Here is a 17,960-nt window from a genome sequence, read left to right on the forward strand (position 1 = left end):
ATTCCTTGCTGCCGTTTGGACGGCCGGGACAGGGGGTTGGACGGCTGGGGACAAGGGCCTGATGGCGAGCGGCTCAGGTGGCCGCCGGTTCTCCCGGCGGCCACCCGTCCGGCTTCACGCGTCGGCGTGCGCGGGCCGGGCGAGCCAGGCGCCGTAGCCGCCGAGCAGGTCGGAGACGTCGGTGCGGCCCTGGTGGCGGAGCAGGCTGGCGGCGATGGAGGAGCGGTGGCCGCCGGCGCAGTGGACGACCAGGGGGCGGCCGGCCGGAATCTCCTGCGCACGGCGGGCCAGTTCGGCCAGCGGGATGTGCGACGAGCCCTCGATGAAGCCCTCTTCGCGCTCGGCGGCGTTGCGCACGTCGAGGACCAGCGGCGCGTCGTCGCCGTCCAGCAAGCGGCGCAGTTCGTCTGCGGTCAGACGGCTGGCCTGCTCCATCTGGTCGGCCAGGGCGGGGAAGGCACCCTCGGGCTCGCGCAGATAGCCGCCGACCTTGTCGAAGCCGATCCGGGCCAGCCGGGTGACGATCTCCTCCTCGCGGTCCTGGGGCGCGATCACGACGACGTCCTGTTCCGCAGCGACGACCATCCCTGCCTGTTCGGCGAAGCGTCCGTCGGCGGGCACGTTGACCGAGCCGCGCAGGTGTCCGGCGGCGAAGTCCTGCGGGGAACGGGCGTCGACCACGACCGCTCCGGCCGCGCGTCGGTCCATGAACTCCGCCACGGACAGCGGCCGGGGCGGGGCGGCCGGGTCGAACAGGCCATGCTCCTTGCGGTTGAGGATGGCGTCGTAGACGAAGTAGGCGGGTGCGGAAGGCTGCCCCGCGGTCACCAACTCGACGAACGCCTCCTCGCTCATGGGCCGACAGGCGTAGTTGGTGGCGCGCTGCTGCCCGATGGTGGACTGCCGCTGGGTGGAGAGGTTCTTGCCGCAGGCGGACCCGGCGCCGTGCGCGGGGAAGACCCGGACGGCGTCGGGCAGTGCCATCAGCTTGTGCTGGACGCTGTCGTAGAGCATCCGGCCGAGTTCGTCGGCGGTGACGCCGATCGAGGCGAGCAGGTCGGGCCGGCCGACGTCGCCGATGAAGAGGGCGTCGCCCGTGAGGACGCCGTAGGGGACGGTGTCGTCGGCGTGCTCGTGGACCAGGATGCTGATCGACTCCGGGGTGTGGCCGGGGGTTTCGAGGATCTGCAGCGTGACGTCGCCGAGGCTGATCCGTTCGCCGTCCGTCAGCTTGCGGATGGGGTACTCGGCCTCGGCGCGATGTCCGTAGCCGATCCAGGCGCCGGTGCGGTCGGCCAGCTCCAGGTGGCCGGCGAGGAAGTCGGCGTGGAAGTGGGTGTTGAGGACGGCCTCGATGGTGAAGCCATGCGCCTCGGCGTCGGTGAGGTATTCGGAGACGTCGCGGCGCGGGTCGACGACGACGGCCTTGCCGGTCGTCTCGTCGGCGATCATGTACGACGCCTGGGACAGGCAGTCGAGGTAGTACTGGGCGAAGAACATGGTCGGGTGACCTCCGTGTCGGAAGACCGGGTTTAATACCCCGGGGGGTATATAAGAAAGTCTGCTCCGCCCCTGCTGGAGGGCGGGAGTGGTCGGCCCGGGTCGGGGGACACCCCGGGCCGACCGGTCAGAGGCGGCCGGTGAGCATGCCGTGCCAGTACACGGGCGGCAGGACGTACCGCTTGAACACCCACATGTCCCGGCGCTCCCTGAAGGTGTTGATCAGCGGGAACGTGGGCGCGGGCCGCAGGTCGTAGTCGAACTCGGCGAGCAGCATCCGGTCGCGGGCCGTCACCAGCGGGCAGGAGGTGTAGCCGTCGTAGCGGCGCGACGGGGCCCGGCCGTTCATCACGTCGAGCAGGTTGGCGGCCACGACCGGCGCCTGTTTGCGTACGGCGGCGCCGGTCTTGGACGTGGGCAGGTTCGCCACGTCGCCGAGCGCGAACACGTTGTCGTGGAGCGGGTGTTGGAGGGTGTGCTTGTCCGCGGCGACGAAGCCCTGAGGGCTGGCCGGGTCGGCGAGCGGACCCGCCTTGATCCAGTCGGGCGCGCTCTGCGGCGGCACAGCGTGCAGGAAGTCGTAGCCGAGCGTCTCCTTCGAGCCGCTCGCGTGATCGGTGACAGTGATCTCGCGGCGGTCGCCGTCGACGGCGGTCATCTCGGACCGCAGCCGTACCTCGATGCCGTACCGGTCCGCCACCTTCTCCAGGACCCGCGACCAGGCGGGCACCTTGAACAGGACGGGATCGGGGATCACCAGGATGACGCGGATCCGGTCCAGGACCTTCAGCCTGCGCCAGTGGTCGGCGGCCAGGTACGCGATCTTCAGCGGGGTGGCCGGGTGTGTGAAGACGGCGGTACCCGAGCGCATGTCCTTGATGAGCTCCCAGGTACGCGGGGCGTACTCGGGCGCGTAGTTGCTGCTCACCCGGTCCTGGCCCACCGCGTCGGCGAGGCCGGGCACGCCGTCCCAGTCGAGTTGGAGGCCGGGGGCCAGCACCAGGTATTCGTAGGTGAGTTCGTCGCCGCCCGCGAGGGTGACCGTGCGGGCGTCGGGGTCGACGGCGAGGGCGCGCCGGCGGATCCAGCGCACGCCGTCGGGTATGACGGACCACTCCGGACGGCGGGAGCCACGCAGAGGCGCCTGGCCGCCGCCGACCAGGGTCCACAGCGGCTGGTACCAGTGTGTGTCGGACGGTTCGACGAGGGTGATGTCGGTGACGCCGGCCCGGCGCAGCCGGGCGGCGACGCTGATGCCAGCACTGCCGCCGCCGATGACGGCGACGCGATGACGGCCGGAAATCGACTCGTCGGCATATGAGGGGGTGGCGGCCAAGGTGGAACTCCTCTCCAGCTGACCCGAGTGCGGGTGTCGACGGGGGTGCGGGATCACGGTCAGGCCGCGTGCTCGTCGCGCCCGACAGCCACCGGCCGGCCGCTGCCGGCCCAGGCGAGGGTGCCGCCGGCCACGGACCAGGCGTCGATCCCGCGGGAGGTCATCCAGTCGGCGGCGGCCCTGCTGCGGTTGCCGCTGGCGCAGATCACGTACACCGGACGGTCGGTGGGCAGCTCGCCACGGCCGGCCGGGACGGTGCGCAAGGGCATCGGCCGCGCGCCCGGCACATGGCCGGCCGCGTACTCGTCGGACTCTCGTACGTCAACGACCAGGTCGCCGTCGGCCCAGGCCGCAGCGAACGTCTCCTGCCTTGCTTCACGGGCCATCTCATTCCCTCCTAAAATACCCCCGGGGGTTTCCATACGGCGAGAGTACGGCGGCTGCGCGAGCTCCGTCAAATACCCCTGGGGGTATTTGCCTGCGAGGCAACGTCCAGCTCCGGGCAAGCGTCGGCCGCAGTCGGCGAGCCCGGTTCTGCCGCCCTGAGCAGGCGGATGGTCATGCGTGTCCCGCCGTGTGGTCCGGGCTCTGCTGCGACGGTGCCGCCATCAAGCGTTTGATGACGACGACGCTCTTCGCCTTGTCGACGTCGAGGATCGCCATGCCCGAGATCGCGTTGCCGGGACGGCGCGCGATCGGATTGGTCATGTCGTTCGCGCCGATGAAGAGGGCGATGTCGGCCTGCGCAAACCGCGGGTTGACGTCGTCCATCGCCTTCAGCTGGGTGAACGACACGTTCGCCTCGGCCGGCAGCACGTTCATGTGCCCCGGCATACGACCGGCGACCGGATGGACGGCATAGCTGACGTCGACGCCGTGGTCGGTGAGCAGCTTGGCCAGGTCACCGACTTCTTGCTGAGCCGACGACCTTGCTCGTGTGCGTCACCTGGATCGCCCGCCGCACGGCCCCGGTGTCACCCTCGACCCACACGCCAGCAATGAGGGACCGCGCCTCCCCAGCACAACCGCCGTCGGTCTGACGCGGGCAAGGCGGCCCGCCCTGCCCTTCCGGGGAGGCCGCACAATGCCTTCCCACCGCCGATGTGCCTCGTGAGTCGGGTTTCAGCCTGGCACCGCGCACCCTGCCGGACCGAACTGAAGGGCCCGCAAGAGAGGTCCAACGGACCCATGCGCCTTGTGCCGCCTACTGCTCTTCCGCCGCCAGCGGCACCCGCCACACCAGTGTGCTGCCGCCGCCCTCGGGAGTGATCACCTCCAGCTCACCGCCCAACTGCTGAGCCCGCTCGGCCAAGTTGGCCAGGCCGCTGCGGCGCCCCTCGGCCGGGATGCCCACGCCGTCGTCGGACACCGTCAGCCGCATCTGGCGGCCGTCGGTCTCCAGCGCGACGTCGGCACGGCCGGCGCAGGCGTGCCGCCCGCAGTTGGTCAGGGCTTCGGAGAGCACGGCCACCACATGGTCGGCGATCTCCCGAGGCACGTCGGTGTCCACCAGGCCCTCCATGCGCACGCTGGGCGCGAAACCCAGCACGGGGGCGGCCTCACCGGCCACCCGGACCACCCTGGCCCGCAGCCCGGTCCGGGAGTCGCCGTCGCGGGCGCGCAGGCCGAAGATCGTCGAGCGGATGATCTTGATGGTCTCGTCCAGATCGTCCACCGCCCGTGCCACGCGGTCCGAGGCCTCCTTGTGCTCGATGAAGCGGCCGGTACTCTGCAACGTCATACCCGTCGCGAACAGCCGCTGGATCGCGAGGTCATGCAGGTCCCGGGCGATCCGGTCGCGGTCCTGCAGCAGGGCGATCTGCTCCGCGTCCTCGCGGCGCTCGGCCAGCTCCATGGCGATCGCGGCCTGCGCGGCGAAGCCCAGGAGTGGCTCGATCTCCTTCTCGGAGAACACCGTGCGCCCCGCCTCGCGCACCAGCAGCACGACGCCGCGTACCCCGTCGCCCGCCCCGATGGGCACGGCCACGGCGGCCCCGAGCCCGTCGAATCGGGGCGAGGCGGACGGCACGGGCTCATCGCGGGTGACGTCCGGGCTGGTGACGGGAGTGGCCGCGGAGAAGGCCTGGCCGATCAGGCTCTCGTTCATGGGCAGCACGAGCCCGCGATGGGCCTCGGCGCTCTGCCCGACGGCCAGTTCCACCCTCAGTGCTTCGGTGTCCTCCAGAGGCATCGCGACCACGGCGAGCGCCGCCCCGGTGATCTCCATGGCACGTTCGGCGATCATGCCGAGGGCCTGGCCACGCTCGCTACCGGACATCAGGCTCTGGGTGAGTTCCGCGTTGGCCTGCAACCAGCGTTCCCGCAACCGGGACTCCTCGTACAGGCGGGCGTTGTCGATGGCGACGCCCGCCGCCACGGCCAAGGTCGACAGGACCGACTCGTCATCCTCGTCGAACTCCGCCCCGCCCCGCTTCTCGGTCAGGTACAGATTGCCGAAGACCTGGTCGCGCACCCGGATCGGAACGCCGAGGAAGGTGTTCATCGGCGGGTGGTGCGCCGGGAAGCCGTACGAGGCGGCGTGCTCGGAGATCTTCGTCAACCGCAGCGGCTCGGGGTGGCGGATCAGCTCGCCCAGGATGCCGTGGCCCTCCGGATAGTGGCCGATGCCGGCGATCTGCTCCTCGTCGACCCCGACGGTGTGGAAGGCGGACAGCCGCTTGCCGTCGGAGCCGATCACACCGAGCGCGGCATACTGCGCGTCAACAAGCACGGCCGCGGCCTCCACGATGCTGTGCAGCGCCTGTTCGAGATCCAGCTCCCGGCCGACCGAGAGCACTGCCTCAAGGAGGCTGTGCACCCGGTCACGCGTGCCGCGGGCCGCGTCGAGGCGGGCCTGCAACTCCTCGAGCAGTTCGTCCAGCTTCAGCTGTGGCAGCCGTACGCGGGCCTGCCCGGGCTGCTCCTGGCTATCCACCGGTGATCCTCCACATCCCGTCGACACGCCCACAGCCGACCGTTGCGGTCAAGGGCCACGGTAACGGTCGGTGGCGGAGGACAGTACGGGATCAGCCATGGCGGCCGGGTCGGAAACCGGTTAGCCACGCGGCAGCCGGGCAGCGACGTACTCGGTGAGGTCCAGCAGCCGGTTGGTATAGCCCCACTCGTTGTCGTACCAGCCGAAGACCTTGACCAGGTCGCCGTGCGCCTGGGTCAGGGGCGCGTCCAGGACGCAGGAGGCGGGGTCGCCCACGATGTCGCGGGAGACGATCGGGGCATCGGACACCCGCAGTACGCCCTTGAGCGGCCCGTCGGCGGCCTCGCGGAACGCAGCGTTGATCTCTTCCGCGGTGACCGGCCGGTCGAGGAGCACGCTCAGGTCGGTCAGCGAGCCGTCCTCCACGGGCACGCGTACGGCGATTCCGTCCAGGGTGCCGGCCAGCTCCGGCAGGACCAGACCGACAGCCCGGGCGGCTCCGGTGGAGGTAGGGATGATGTTGACGGCGGCGCTGCGGCCGCGACGCAGGTCCTTGTGCGGGCCGTCCAGAACCACCTGGTCGTTGGTGTAGCCGTGGATGGTGGTCATCAATCCCTTGACGATGCCGAAGTGCGCGTCGAGGACCTTCACCATGGGAGCCACGCAGTTGGTGGTGCAGGAGGCGTTCGAGACGACGTGGTCGCTCTGCGGGTCGTACGTTCCCTCGTTGACGCCCATCACCACGGTGGCGTCGACGTCCTTGCCCGGCACGGAGAGCAGCACCTTGCGAGCGCCCGCCTTCAGGTGCCGACCCGCCTGTTCCCGGCTACGGAAGCGGCCGGTCGACTCGATGACGATGTCGATGCCGAGATCGCCCCAGGCCAGCGCGGCCGGGTCGCGTTCGGCGGTCACGGCGATGCGGCGCCCGTCCACGGTGATCGAGTCGTCGTCGTACTCGACCGTGCGGTCGATGCGACCGTACGTCGAGTCGTACGTCAGCAGGTGCGCCAGTGCGGCCGGCGAGGTGATGTCGTTGACCGCCACGACCTCCAGCGGGGTTCCGGCGGCGGTCTCCGCGCGCTCCAGGACGCAGCGCAGGTAGTTGCGGCCGATCCGGCCGAATCCGTTGATGCCCACGGGCACGCTCATGGCCGTCGTCCTCCCGATCGGGGTCCGGTGGTGTCCAGTGCACTGCCAGCCTGCGGTCTGCGGATCCAGTGCGGGAGGGGCCGCACGGGGCTGAGGTACGGGACGTCCGGCCCCACCTCCGTCGTCGGCGGAGCGGCCTTCAGTGGCCCTGTTGCTTCAGCCGGTCCTGGGCCTGGGCGGCGATGACCGCCGCCTGGATGCGCCGTTCGACGCCCAGCTTGGCCAGCAGACGGGAGATGTGGTTCTTGACGGTCTTCTCCGCGAGGAAGAGGCGCTGACCGATCTGCCGATTGGTCAGCCCTTCGCCGATCAGGGCCAGGATCTCCCGCTCCCGGTCCGTGAGACCGGGCAGGGCGTCCGGCTCCTCCTCCTTCTCCTGCCCGTGGCGCAGCCGGTCCATCAGCCTGGTGGTGGCACTCGGGTCGAGCAGGGACTGGCCCCGGGCCACGGTCCGCACGGCCGACACCAGGTCCGAGCCCTGGATCTGCTTCAGCACGTATCCCGAGGCACCGGCCATGATCGAGTCCAGCAGGGCCTCCTCGTCGTCGAACGAGGTGACCATCAGGCAGGCCAGCTCCGGCATCCGCGAGCGCAGTTCCCGGCACACGGTCACGCCGTCGCCGTCGGGCAGGCGCACGTCGAGCACGGCGACCTGGGGGCGCAGCGCGGGCACCCGTACCAGGGCCTGTGCCACAGTGCCGGCCTCGCGTATCACGGTGATGTCCGGCTCGTCGTTCAGCAGGTCGTGCACTCCTCGACGTACCACCTCGTGGTCGTCCAGCAGGAATACCCGGATCGGGCCGTCGGTGCCGGGCTGTCCGCCGTCCGTCATCGGATGCTCCTCGTCCTGTGATCCGCGTGCGCGTCGAGTACCCGTAACTACGGAGATCCTTCTCGCTTCCTCGTCTTCGGGCCCGGGCCGGTCGGCCCTCAATCCGGCTCTGCCGTGCAGGATGCCGACAGACGAACAGGTCCCACGGGCCGGGCCGAGGGGCCGGACGGCCCTGGGCCGAGCCGGTCCGCGCAGGAAGGTGGAGCCCCCTGATCGGGGATCAGAGGGAGCAGGTCACATGACGGGCAGGCGTGCGGGTGGCGGGCGATGTGGGCGAGAAAGCGCTCGTCCACGTCCGGACGACGGTCGAGGCCGCCCTCGACCGGGCAGGGCTGCCGGGCGTCGACGGCGAGGTGCGGGTCACCCGAGCCGCGGCGCGGCACGTCGAGCAGCCATGGTCCGCGGCGGCTGAGATACGGGTGGGCAACGCCCTGGTGCTCGTGCACGCCCGCGAGGCGACAGCCCACGAACTCGCGGACCGCCTCCGCGGCCGGGCCGACTGTGCGGCACACCGGGGCGCGGCGAAGCGCAGGTCGGCGACACCGCTGCCGTGGCATGGAGGGGCAGAACACTCAGGAGATTTCGGGCGACGAGTAGGCCGGACAGAACAGGCAGGACGCGTAGCCAGGTCGGGCCCAGTCCCGCACGGCGCCGATCGAGTGGGGCATGCGGGAGGACCAAATGCCGCGCAGGCTCGATCCCGCGCGAGGCCAATCCCCTGTCCACGCGGAGCCCGCACCGTCGTGCGGACCGGAACCGGCGACAGCGCTGGTCTTCCCCGGAGCCGCCCCCACTTGGCGTCGGTCCCCACGCGCCCCTCCAACCGGACGCCCGGCCACCGACGAGGGCCGAACGGCCCTAGCGTCCGCGGAGCCGCCGCGGTTCGAATGATCTGATCGAACAGCAACCCACACATGCAGTCGCCTCACCCGACCAGCGGCCATCACGGTCGCGAGCCGCGTGACGGACCAGGTGAGCCCGTCGGAGACATCAACCAGTGAGAGACGAAGAGCTACGGAAACCCACCATGGCCCGCGACAACACCCTGCCGGTCGCCCCAGGACCGCGCCGGAGCATCGACCTCGACAGCGCCGAAGCGCTGCGGCTCCTGGGCAGCGTATCCTTCGGCCGGTTCTCTGGGGTTTTGGTGGCCATGGTGTGACATTGCATCTCTTGCTGTCGTTTGGTGTATTACGACGGTTATTCGGGGGTGTGGCTCTTGTAGTGGATCGTTGCGATCGACACACGGAGCATGGGAACGAACGTACGAAACATTTCTCGTCTCGATGCCGTCGGGGACCCGGTACCGGACCGTGGTGGACGACGGGCTGGAGGTCGCCCAAGAGGCGGACCGCTTCCTGAGGGAGATACGCCTGGCCCGGGGCCGGGCAGAGACAACAACGAAGGCCTACGCCGAGGCGGTGACCTTGTTCCTGCGCTGGTGCGCGGGTACAGGGCGGGACTGGTCGACAGCGGCCCGGGACATGGGGTTGTTCATGGTGTGGCTGCGGTGGGCGCCGGGCAACGGTGGCCGGCGCCAGGCCGTGGTCCCGGGGCCGGGAACGCCGGTCCGCGGGGATGCGCGAATCAACAAGGTGCTGACCGCGGTACGAATGTTCCTGCTTCACGCGGTGGTCAACAAGGTCGCGCCGGCCTGGGCCCTTGAGCAGCTCTACGAGCTGGGGGATGACCGTGACCTGCCGGTGGAGGCACGGGGCGAGAGCGGTGGGATGCGGTATCGGTTGCGGGCCCGTCACCGGCTGCAGGAGCCGGAGGCAGAAGTGGACCGGGCCAGTGACGAGGAAGTCGTGGCGATGCTGCGGGTCTGTCGGTCAGCCCGGGACAGGTTGAAGCGACCAGGACATCACGGTCTCCGGACTGGCTCGCGCCGCACGAGTGGACCGCACCTACCTCTACCGGCACCGCGACCTCATCGAACGCGTCCACGCCGCCGCAGCAGCCCCACCAGAAGAAGGCCGGATCGCGGCCGTCAGCCGAGCCTCGCTGCGGGCAGACCTGACCAACGCGCTGGAGCGGAACCGGCGGCTGACAGTCCGGGTCCGGGAGTTGGAGAAGCGTCTATCCGAGAGCCTCGGTGAAACCGCCTGGAAGGAAGCCGGCCTTGGCGCATCCGCAGGCATCGACCAACTTCAACGCCGCATCACGTTGCTCGAACAAGACCTGACCGACATGAGGGGCCAGCTCGATGAGCGGACCGAGGAACTCGATGCCGCGCGGGCGGCTAACCGGGAACTGACCCGGGCATTGAACCAGGCCCGCTGAGAAGGTGCGGAATCCTCGGCGCACAGGCACCCCGCTGCCGCGGACCGGTCCCATCATGCTGCCCGAATGCGGCGAGGGCAGTGGTGGCTATCTCAGGTGCCTTCGAGGCGTCAGGCACGTAAGTGGCTCTTGTCTTTCCGATCTTGAGGGATGCGCGTCGAACGGGAGTCCCGATCGGGATGGTCGCGGAGTGCTTTGCGAATGCACTGAGGGAAACACGTCCGCCCCGCACCGGTCAGTGTGGGACGGACGCGTTCGGTGGGTTACTCACAGTAAGGGATCAACCCGCTGTCGGGATGCCAGGTCTTCTCCCCGGAGCCTGCACCCCTCCAACTGAAAGTCGCCACCACGCTGTAAGTCTGCCGTGGATAGTTACACGAGTCGACGGAGGTGGTGCCGGCCTTGTCCTCGGTGTCATGCCAGCCGTCGGCGTCTGCCGCGTGACGCAGTGTCACATAGCCACCGCTGCCGTCGGTGCGCACAAGCCTCACGTTGGTGACCTTGACCTGGTAGCTGCCGCCACCGGCGACGTCGGTGATCTTCGCCCGCGCTTGGATGTTATCGTTGGTATTGTCCCACCAGACGGCCGCGCAGCGCTTGACTTGGGTGCCGTAGCAGTCCCATGCAATTCCTGCGGATGCCGGCGTCGGGGTCAGGACGATCGACGCGCCAAGCGCCGCGGCGACCAACACGCCAGTGGTGCGAAACATGTGACTCCCCGTTCTCTAGCCTCTCTGGCCTCACCCATGGACCTTAGGGTCGCCGTGGGCTTCGGACTTTGTCATCCGTGCAGGGAAATTTGTCAGTAGTGCATCGCCTCAAGTTGACGCCGCATCAGGTGAGGGCCCTGTGTGTGACCGGCGAAGCCGTTGCGCAGCGAGAGACAATCCCGCCAAGCTGATGTCGAGAACTGTCCGTGTTGAGGGGTTGCTTGTGGGGGAACGGGCCCAGGTATTGTCAGGCCGTCTTTCTGACCGATGCAGACGAAGGTCTGCGTCATGAGCCCGGTTCTGGACACCGCGTTCATGGCGCCGCAGGACCGGGAGGAAGTGCTCCGGCACGCGCTGTGGGAATCCATGGCGACGGTCGAAATAGATCACCGTCCTCCGGCTGAGGACATCTCCGCCCGCATAGGGCTCGGCGCCCTTGGGCCCCTCAGGATCTTTTCGGCGCGGGCGACCGCGGCCACCATCCGTCGGACGGAGCGGCTGGCCCGGGAGGACAAGGAGCCGGTCGTCTTCCTCAATCTTCAGACGACGGGCACCAGCCTCGTGGTGCAGAACGATCGCCAGTGCCTGCTGAGGCCGGGAGACTTCGCCGTCTACGAATCGACCGCCCCCTACACACTTCTCTATGACGAGGGAGTCGACGGCCACTTCTTCCGTTTCCCCCGCGCGGCACTCGCACTCCCCGAGCGGTTGCTACGAGACATCGCCGCGATCCCCCTGGGACCCGACAACCCCATCGCGCGCCTCGCCTTCACCTACTTCTCCCAACTGGCCGTCAGCGACGAAATACACCAGGGCCCGCACGCCGACACCGTCGTGGAACCCAGCATCGAACTGCTCCGCGCCGTCCTGACGTCCCAGCACGGCAACTCCAGCCTGGCCAGAGCACCGTTGGAGGCGACACTCAGCCTGCGGATCACTCAATACACCCGGGAACACCTGGCCGATCCCGACCTGTCGGCGGCACGGATAGCCGCCGCACACGACATCTCCGTACGTCACCTCTACGCTGTGCTGTCCCGGTCAGGCATCAGCCTCGGAGACTGGATCCGCACACGCCGCCTGGCCGAATGCAGGCAAGAGTTGGCCGGCCCGAACGGGCGGCTGCGGACCATCGCAGCGATAGGACGACGTTGGGGCTTCGTGGACCCGACCCACTTCAGCAAGGTGTTCAAACAGGCCTACGGAATCTCGCCTCGCTCCTGGCGCGACCAGAACCACCCCCGCTCCTCCGCGTGATGGTCTCCGCGCGGCCGTGTTTCGCGTGACCGACCTTGGACGCTCGGTCTAGGGCCGGGGTCAGGCGACCCGTGCCAGTTCTCCGGTTTCGGTGAGTTCCGCGGTCGTGGCGCCGTCACGGGCCGGGCCGAGTACACCCCGAGCCGGCTACGCGCTCACGCTCGCGGGGTACGGAGAACCCCCGGCCCTCGCGGCGTGGAGTGCTGGGCCGATAAGGGCTACCGAGGCGCCGGTGGCACCATCCGCGTTACCTTCTCGGGGGTGCTGGGAGACGCTGTCCGCAGGTCATCGGCAAGGGGATTCCACACAGCTTCGGAAGCCAACTGCGGCAGAGCGCTGGCAGATCACTCGGTTGCCACCAGCGACACTCCAGCCAGCGCTAGCACCACAGCTGTTGCACTAGTTAGAGTTCAATCACCAGTGGCTGAGCTGCACAAACCCGAGGTCCGCACCACCACTACAGCCTCATTCCCTCAGAGAAGTCGGGATCGTGTTCACCCAGCACGCCCTGCCGTCGATCCGCCCTGTCAACCACGTCCTGGAGGACGGTGACATCGTGATCCGCACCATGTGGGAGCGGCCCTGACGTCACGGGCCCGGGAGGCGGGCGCGCCGGGGATGGTCGTGGCGTACGAGGCCGACGCCATCGACCCTCACACGCACCTCGGCTGGAGCGTGGTGGTCACCGGCTACGCCCACATCGTGACCGACGCCCGCGATCTGGCCCGCTACCAGGACTTGCTGCATCCCTGGGTGGGACAGGCCATGGACTATGCGGTCCGGATTCGCCCCGACCTGGTCACCGGAGTCCGGCTCGAGCCCGCCGAGGCGTGATCCGTCGCCCCCGATCAGTCGTGCGGCACCACAACGACCGGTGCGGTCGCGCGATGGAGCACCTCGTGCGTCACGGGGCCGATGTGCGGTCCGACCAACGCCTGCCGGCGCCTGCGCCCGAGGAGGACCAGCGAGGCGTTTCGGGAGGCATCCGCCAGATGGGCGCCCGGCCTGCCGACGACGGCCTCCTCAGTCACCTCGACGCCGAGGAACTTCTCCCGCCACGGATGCAATGTCTCGGTCAAGCTCCCCTCCGCCTCCACCGACTGGTCCGTCTCCCCCGCCCACGGAGACGGTGCCGCGTTCCAGCCGTGCACGACCCGCAGCCTGGTGGCGCGCCGCCGGCCGCGTCGAAGGCGAACTCGAGAACCCCCCCGTCGGGATGCTCCCGCAAGTGCAGGCCGAGTACGACGTCGCGGTACGAGGTGCCCGCGCAGGCACTCCCGCCGGTGCCCGCCCGGTGTTCGTCCGCGACACCGGCTCCGGCGCGGACGAGGACGACGGGGCCCTCGGCCCTGCCCACCACGGCCAGTGCCACGGAGCCGAAGAGACGTCCGGCGGCGTGCCCGAGCACTCTCGACCCCAGCACCAGAACCTCGGCCTCTCGCGCGGCCGCCGACAGCACGGTCGCGGGCTGTCCGGCGAGCTGCTCGGCGGTGATCCGCGGACCGGGGTGACGGTACGTCAAGGACGACTCGGCCTCGTGCAGCATGCGGGCGGATCGGTCTTCGCCGGCCAACGGCACGGCCTCCGCCGCGAACGGCTCGTAGGCATGCAGCTGTTGTTCCCCGGCGTGCACGACACGCAACGGCACCGCCCGCAGGCGTGCCTCGCGGACTGCCCAGTCGGCAGCGGTGAGGCTCTCCGTGGAGCCGTCAAGGCCGACGGTGACGGTACGGGACATGAGGGGCCTCCTTCGGTGTGTGACCCCACACTCGTGTCCCAACCTCCGCGGCAGGAGGGACCCAAGTCCCTGAGAGCAGCCGATCGGCCTCTGCGACGGCCATCCTGACGGACGTGGAGGTGCCTGAGGAGCCGGTGGCACCGGAGCGACCGCGTGTTCGCCGCTCAGCCGGTCGTCGGTACCAGCGCCACCGGGCAGTGGGAGCGATGCAGCAGGCTGTGCGCGACCGGGCCGAGCTGCGGTCCGAGCCCGCTCACCCGTCGGTGTGCGCCGATGACGACCACGGCGGACTCACGCGTGGCGTCCACCAGGGCGTGCCCCGGTCCGGTGCGCACCGTGAGGGTCTCGACGTCGACTTCCGGGTGTTCCTCCCGCAGCCGGGCCAGGCTGAAGCGAGGTACGGCCTCCTCGGCCCGGTCGTCCTGGACGAGCTGTCGTTGCCCGGGACTCGTCGCGGGGATCAGCGAGGGCAGTTCGGGGGTGACGTACCGGTGGGTCGAGTGCAGGACCCGCAGCCGGACGCCTCGCCGCTCCGCCTCGTGGAAGGCGTAGGAGGCCGCGTCGACGTCGGAGTCGCCCTCCAGGCCCAGCAGGACCTCGCGCCTGTCATCGCACCGGTGGTCGCCGCGTACGACGAGCAGGGGACCGTGCGCGTGCGCGGCCAGCCGCAGGCTCACCGAGCCGGCCAGCAGCCCGGCGACTCCGCTGTGACCCCGGGTGCCGACAACGGTGAGTTGCGCCCCGCCACTCTCCCGCACGAGCGCCTCCACGGCACTGCCTGTGAGGGCCCTGGTCACCACCGGCAGGCGGGGGTGACGTTCCCCGACGCGCGCGGCCGCCGACGCGAGGACGGGTCCGGCCTCGTCCTGGTCGGGCACCGCGTACACGACGCGCAGTTCGGCGCCGCGGCGTGCGGCCTCGGAGGAGGCCCGGTCGAGAGCTCGTACGGCGTTCAGAGAACCGTCCACTCCAACGACCACATGGTGGCGAGTCATCTCCCTCTCCTTTCTGCTCCGTGCTGCCGATGCTCGTGCTTCCACGACGTCGCGAGCAGGGGCCACACGAACCCGGCGACACGCCGCACGGCCCCCGCCACAGGCCGTTCGGCCCCGCAGCAGACGAATGCGAGGGGTCGTAGCCCCGTCAGGAGGAGAGGTCCAGCCCGTAGATGCTGCGTCCACCGACCAGTTCGCGACCGGTCACCAGCTCGGGGTCGATGCGGACGAAGACCTCGCGGGGCGAGGGTGCCCAGGAGCGCGGACCAGTGCGGGCCAAGCGCTCATGCTCGTCCGGATCCGTGACCACTGTGGCGGTGCCGGTGACGACGACGCTCCAGCCTGAGTGTGTGGCCGCGTCGACCTCGTCGGCCTCAAAGGCGACCACCGCCCCGTCGATCGCGCGCACCAGTTCGGACGTGGCCGCGGTGCGCAACAGCACAGCGCCGTCGGCGTCCAGGCAGAAGTTGACGGGCAGTACCGCGGGCAGGGCCTGGCGTGTGTGCACGATCCGGCCTACGGGCACCTTCGCCAGCAGACGCAGGCACTCCTGCCGTTCGAGTTCGCGGAATCCGTCGTTGCGGTACATGATCAGTCCGTCTTTCGCCTGATGCAGCGGTGCGCTGAGAAGTCCATCGTTCGCCGTACGAAGGCTGCGGGCGAGGGCCATCAGTCCCGGACATACCGGACAACAGCCCTTTTCGCGCCGTGATCCGCCGCCCGGTGATAGCAACGGGATCAATGCGCACCCACTGGTCGTGCCGCCCACCCGCCCAGGGCGTGCCGCATGCCGCTTCGTCGAGCCGACGCGCCTCATCGGGGTCCGTCACGGTCCGCGCGTACCCCTGCACGAGCACGCTCAGCCCTGGGCGAATGCCTCGTCGATGCGGTCGACCTCGAAGGCGACCTGGCAGCCGGCCGCCTGCGATGGTGTCGTGCCGGATGCGGTCCGGAACACGATGGCATCGCCCACGACGCTGCAGTTGACGGGACCGATGACCGGCCCGGTGACGGTGGGCCCAGCGATGCGTCCGACGCCATGGGTCGACAGCAGAGCACGGCACTCCGGCGTGGACTGGTCGGTGATGCTGGGGGCTGCGGGACGCCCGGATTGCGGCACCGGGCGGCACTCCGAAGTCTCCGGTGGGCTTCCTGGCGGTGGTGTGCAGGATCTCCGCCAGTATCTGGAACGTGCCTGGACCCGGCGCGGCGGCCGGATGCTCTTCCAGGTACTGAAGATGACTCGGGGCCACGCCCGCCCGGGTGGCGGTCTCCTCCAGGGAGCGGCCGAGTTCTGTGTGTCGCCGGGCGAGACGACGTCCGAGGTCACCCACGGGCGCCGAACCGGTCGCCCTCGACGGGACCTGTTCGGTCATGGCTCGCCACTTCTTCTCGTCAGTCCGCCCGGACGGCGACCACGTCGGGCTGCTCCCCGGCGACGACGACCTTGAGGGCGCCGATGTCGGCGACCCGCCGAAGACGTCGTACACCTCTTCCATGTGGTCGAGCGGCAAGGTGTGAGTGACCAGTGGCGCGGTGGGTAGCCGGCCGGCGGCCGCCATGCGCAGCAGGGTGGGGGTGGAGTGGGTGCCCACGAGGCCGGTGGTGCTGGTCACGTTCTTGATCCACAGGTCCTCAAGGTGAAGGGTTACGGGCTTGCCGTGTACGCCGACATTGGCGACGTGGCCGCCGGGCCGGACCATGCGCGTGCACATCTCGAAGCTCTCGGGCACGCCGACGGCCACGTAGGCGCCCAGCCCGTCGGTGAGGTCGGCGATCAGCTGCTCGGGGGCCTCGCGGGCGTCGGCCACGGCATCGGCACCGAACTGCCGGGCCGTGGCGATCGCGGCGAGCCCGATCGGGCCGGCACCGACCACTGCGACGGTGTCGCCAGGCCGTACCTGCCCGTTGAGCACGCCCACTTCGTAGGCGGTCGGGAAGATGTCGGCCAGCAGGACGGCGTCCTTGGTTTCGAACGTGCACGGAGGTCGGCGTGCGGCACGCGCACGTACTCGGCCTGGGTGCCGTCGATCAGGTGACCGAGGATCCAGCCTCCGCCTCCCCGGCAATGGCCGTGCATGGCCTTGCGACAATAGGAGCAGCGGCCGCAGGCGGTGATGCAGGAGACCAGGACCCGGTCCCCCGGCCGTACGGTGCGCACGTCGGCGCCGGTCTCCACCACCTCGCCGACCGCCTCGTGCCCGAGCACCGTGCCGGGACGCACCTCGGGTACGTCGCCCTTGAGGATGTGCAGGTCGGTGCCGCAGATGGGGACGGCGTCGACGCGCACGATCACGTCGGTGGGGTCCTTGAGACCGGGGTCCGGGACGTCCTCCCAGGAGAAGTGTCCGGGACCATGGAAGACGAAGCCCTTCATGACGATCCTTCCCACCAGTTGCCCCCCCCGGGGCCCTCACCGGTTGTCGCCGGGCAGCGGCTCCGGGGCTCGGCCGAGAACACGGTTGCCCGTATTGCCCCGTAGATCCAGCTTGTCCCGCGCCGGGGCGCGTGGCCTTGGGCCGGTCGACCCCGATCGCCCGCCGGACGGGCCGCTGCACGCCGTAGGGTCCGGTCAGCCCCGCGATACCGGTCAAGCGGGGCCGACCGGCCCTTCCGCCCGCCCCGCTGCACGGGATTCGCTGTGACCATGTCCAAGAACCACACCAGGTCCACGCCACCTCTCTCGGTGCGCGAAGTCGCTGGTACGACCGTCGTGGAGCTACGCGGCGAGATCGACCTCCTCGCGGCGCCGGCCCTGGCGGCGCGGCTGGGCGCGCTGACGGCCGGCACGTGCCCCGATCTGGTGCTCGATCTGCGTGCCGTGTCCTTCATCGACTGCAGTGGGCTCGGCGTCCTGTGCCGGGCCCGCAACCGCGTCCTGGCCGGGCAGGGCCGACTGCGACTGGTCGCCCACAGTGCGCGCTTCCGGCACGTATTGCGCCTCGCCGGTCTGGCGGGCGTGTTCGAGATCCGCCCCGGCTTGCCCCCGTCCCTCGCCGCGGAGGTCGTGACCGTCACGGCAGACTGACGCACCCCGACCGGCTACCCGCTCACGCGCCCGGCCGCGAGCACCGTACGCGCCGCCCGCCGCGGAGTGGCAGGGCCCTCGGGGCCGTAGCCGAGACGGACGAGCACGTGCGCGTGATCGGACCCGGAGGTCACGGACTCGCGAAGGTCGGGCCACTCCATCGCCTGGCACAGGAGCGAGGCGCGCAGCCCGTTGGG

General features: G+C 70.0%; 17 protein-coding genes and 4 pseudogenes. 6 read left to right on the top strand and 15 right to left on the bottom strand.

What is annotated here, in order from left to right; all coding sequences use genetic code 11:
- Positions 1-114 precede the first annotated feature (114 nt).
- The 8 genes and pseudogenes from OG254_RS04095 to OG254_RS04130 all read right to left on the bottom strand — a co-directional run bounded on the left by OG254_RS04095 (position 115) and on the right by OG254_RS04130 (position 8,264).
- Positions 115-1,500: a rhodanese-like domain-containing protein gene (locus OG254_RS04095; RefSeq protein WP_405577305.1), complete on the bottom strand. Its 1,386-nt coding sequence runs from the start codon at positions 1,498-1,500 to the stop codon at positions 115-117.
- A gap of 127 nt (positions 1,501-1,627) precedes the next feature.
- Positions 1,628-2,836 (bottom strand): FAD-dependent oxidoreductase, encoded by a 1,209-nt coding sequence (locus tag OG254_RS04100; RefSeq protein ID WP_405577307.1) that lies wholly within the window; start codon positions 2,834-2,836, stop codon positions 1,628-1,630.
- Positions 2,837-2,895: 59 nt separating this feature from the next.
- The gene (locus tag OG254_RS04105) at positions 2,896-3,222 is read right to left on the bottom strand and encodes a rhodanese-like domain-containing protein (RefSeq protein WP_405577309.1); all 327 of its coding nucleotides are present in this window, start codon (positions 3,220-3,222) and stop codon (positions 2,896-2,898) included.
- A 172-nt stretch (positions 3,223-3,394) separates the two neighbouring features.
- Positions 3,395-3,754, bottom strand: a pseudogene (locus OG254_RS04110) (NAD(P)(+) transhydrogenase (Re/Si-specific) subunit beta); the annotation flags it as partial.
- A 286-nt stretch (positions 3,755-4,040) separates the two neighbouring features.
- Positions 4,041-5,771, bottom strand: coding sequence for a GAF domain-containing protein (locus OG254_RS04115; protein ID WP_405577311.1), 1,731 nt, complete (start codon positions 5,769-5,771; stop codon positions 4,041-4,043).
- Between the two features lie 120 nt (positions 5,772-5,891).
- Positions 5,892-6,920, bottom strand: coding sequence for a type I glyceraldehyde-3-phosphate dehydrogenase (gene gap / locus OG254_RS04120; RefSeq protein ID WP_405577313.1), 1,029 nt, complete (start codon positions 6,918-6,920; stop codon positions 5,892-5,894).
- A gap of 139 nt (positions 6,921-7,059) precedes the next feature.
- Complete coding sequence (locus OG254_RS04125; RefSeq protein WP_405577315.1) at positions 7,060-7,752, bottom strand: response regulator; 693 nt, start codon at positions 7,750-7,752, stop codon at positions 7,060-7,062.
- Between the two features lie 98 nt (positions 7,753-7,850).
- Positions 7,851-8,264: a hypothetical protein gene (locus tag OG254_RS04130; protein ID WP_405577317.1), complete on the bottom strand. Its 414-nt coding sequence runs from the start codon at positions 8,262-8,264 to the stop codon at positions 7,851-7,853.
- 515 nt (positions 8,265-8,779) lie between these two features.
- Between OG254_RS04130 and OG254_RS04135 the strand changes: the two genes are divergently transcribed.
- Together OG254_RS04135 and OG254_RS04140 are read left to right on the top strand one after the other, a co-directional pair.
- The gene (locus OG254_RS04135; RefSeq protein ID WP_405577319.1) at positions 8,780-8,914 is read left to right on the top strand and encodes a hypothetical protein; all 135 of its coding nucleotides are present in this window, start codon (positions 8,780-8,782) and stop codon (positions 8,912-8,914) included.
- Positions 8,915-9,648: 734 nt separating this feature from the next.
- Positions 9,649-10,035: a hypothetical protein gene (locus OG254_RS04140; RefSeq protein WP_405577321.1), complete on the top strand. Its 387-nt coding sequence runs from the start codon at positions 9,649-9,651 to the stop codon at positions 10,033-10,035.
- Between the two features lie 263 nt (positions 10,036-10,298).
- Here OG254_RS04140 and OG254_RS04145 read toward each other — a convergent pair whose 3' ends face one another.
- Entirely contained in the window at positions 10,299-10,745 is a 447-nt protein-coding gene (locus tag OG254_RS04145) for a hypothetical protein (RefSeq protein WP_405577323.1), read from the bottom strand.
- Positions 10,746-11,033: 288 nt separating this feature from the next.
- Here OG254_RS04145 and OG254_RS04150 point away from each other — a divergent pair, with 288 nt between their 5' ends.
- The 3 genes and pseudogenes from OG254_RS04150 to OG254_RS04160 all read left to right on the top strand — a co-directional run bounded on the left by OG254_RS04150 (position 11,034) and on the right by OG254_RS04160 (position 12,836).
- Entirely contained in the window at positions 11,034-12,002 is a 969-nt protein-coding gene (locus OG254_RS04150) for a helix-turn-helix domain-containing protein (protein WP_405577325.1), read from the top strand.
- A 195-nt stretch (positions 12,003-12,197) separates the two neighbouring features.
- A pseudogene (locus OG254_RS04155) lies at positions 12,198-12,294 on the top strand (IS5/IS1182 family transposase); the annotation flags it as partial.
- A 132-nt stretch (positions 12,295-12,426) separates the two neighbouring features.
- A pseudogene (locus tag OG254_RS04160) lies at positions 12,427-12,836 on the top strand (pyridoxamine 5'-phosphate oxidase family protein).
- 14 nt (positions 12,837-12,850) lie between these two features.
- Here OG254_RS04160 and OG254_RS04165 read toward each other — a convergent pair.
- From OG254_RS04165 to OG254_RS04190, 6 genes and pseudogenes are all read right to left on the bottom strand, one after another.
- Entirely contained in the window at positions 12,851-13,153 is a 303-nt protein-coding gene (locus OG254_RS04165) for a universal stress protein (RefSeq protein ID WP_405577327.1), read from the bottom strand.
- Positions 13,078-13,740 (bottom strand): universal stress protein, encoded by a 663-nt coding sequence (locus OG254_RS04170; RefSeq protein ID WP_405577329.1) that lies wholly within the window; start codon positions 13,738-13,740, stop codon positions 13,078-13,080. Before OG254_RS04170 ends, OG254_RS04165 begins: the two co-directional genes overlap by 76 nt.
- Positions 13,741-13,904: 164 nt before the next feature.
- Positions 13,905-14,735 carry a universal stress protein gene (locus OG254_RS04175; protein WP_405577331.1) on the bottom strand — a complete coding sequence of 277 codons (831 nt, stop codon included), beginning with the start codon at positions 14,733-14,735 and terminating at the stop codon, positions 13,905-13,907.
- Between the two features lie 148 nt (positions 14,736-14,883).
- On the bottom strand, positions 14,884-15,324 hold the full coding sequence (locus OG254_RS04180; RefSeq protein WP_405577333.1) for a pyridoxamine 5'-phosphate oxidase family protein: 441 nt from the start codon (positions 15,322-15,324) through the stop codon (positions 14,884-14,886).
- A gap of 270 nt (positions 15,325-15,594) precedes the next feature.
- Positions 15,595-15,855: a pyridoxamine 5'-phosphate oxidase family protein gene (locus OG254_RS04185; protein ID WP_405577335.1), complete on the bottom strand. Its 261-nt coding sequence runs from the start codon at positions 15,853-15,855 to the stop codon at positions 15,595-15,597.
- Between the two features lie 275 nt (positions 15,856-16,130).
- A pseudogene (locus tag OG254_RS04190) lies at positions 16,131-17,112 on the bottom strand (alcohol dehydrogenase catalytic domain-containing protein).
- Positions 17,113-17,382: 270 nt separating this feature from the next.
- Here OG254_RS04190 and OG254_RS04195 point away from each other — a divergent pair.
- The gene (locus OG254_RS04195; RefSeq protein ID WP_405577337.1) at positions 17,383-17,763 is read left to right on the top strand and encodes an STAS domain-containing protein; all 381 of its coding nucleotides are present in this window, start codon (positions 17,383-17,385) and stop codon (positions 17,761-17,763) included.
- The last annotated feature ends 197 nt before the right edge of the window (positions 17,764-17,960 follow it).

The sequence above is a fragment of the Streptomyces sp. NBC_01092 genome (assembly GCF_045039535.1).
Taxonomy (GTDB): Bacteria; Actinomycetota; Actinomycetes; order Streptomycetales; family Streptomycetaceae; genus Streptomyces.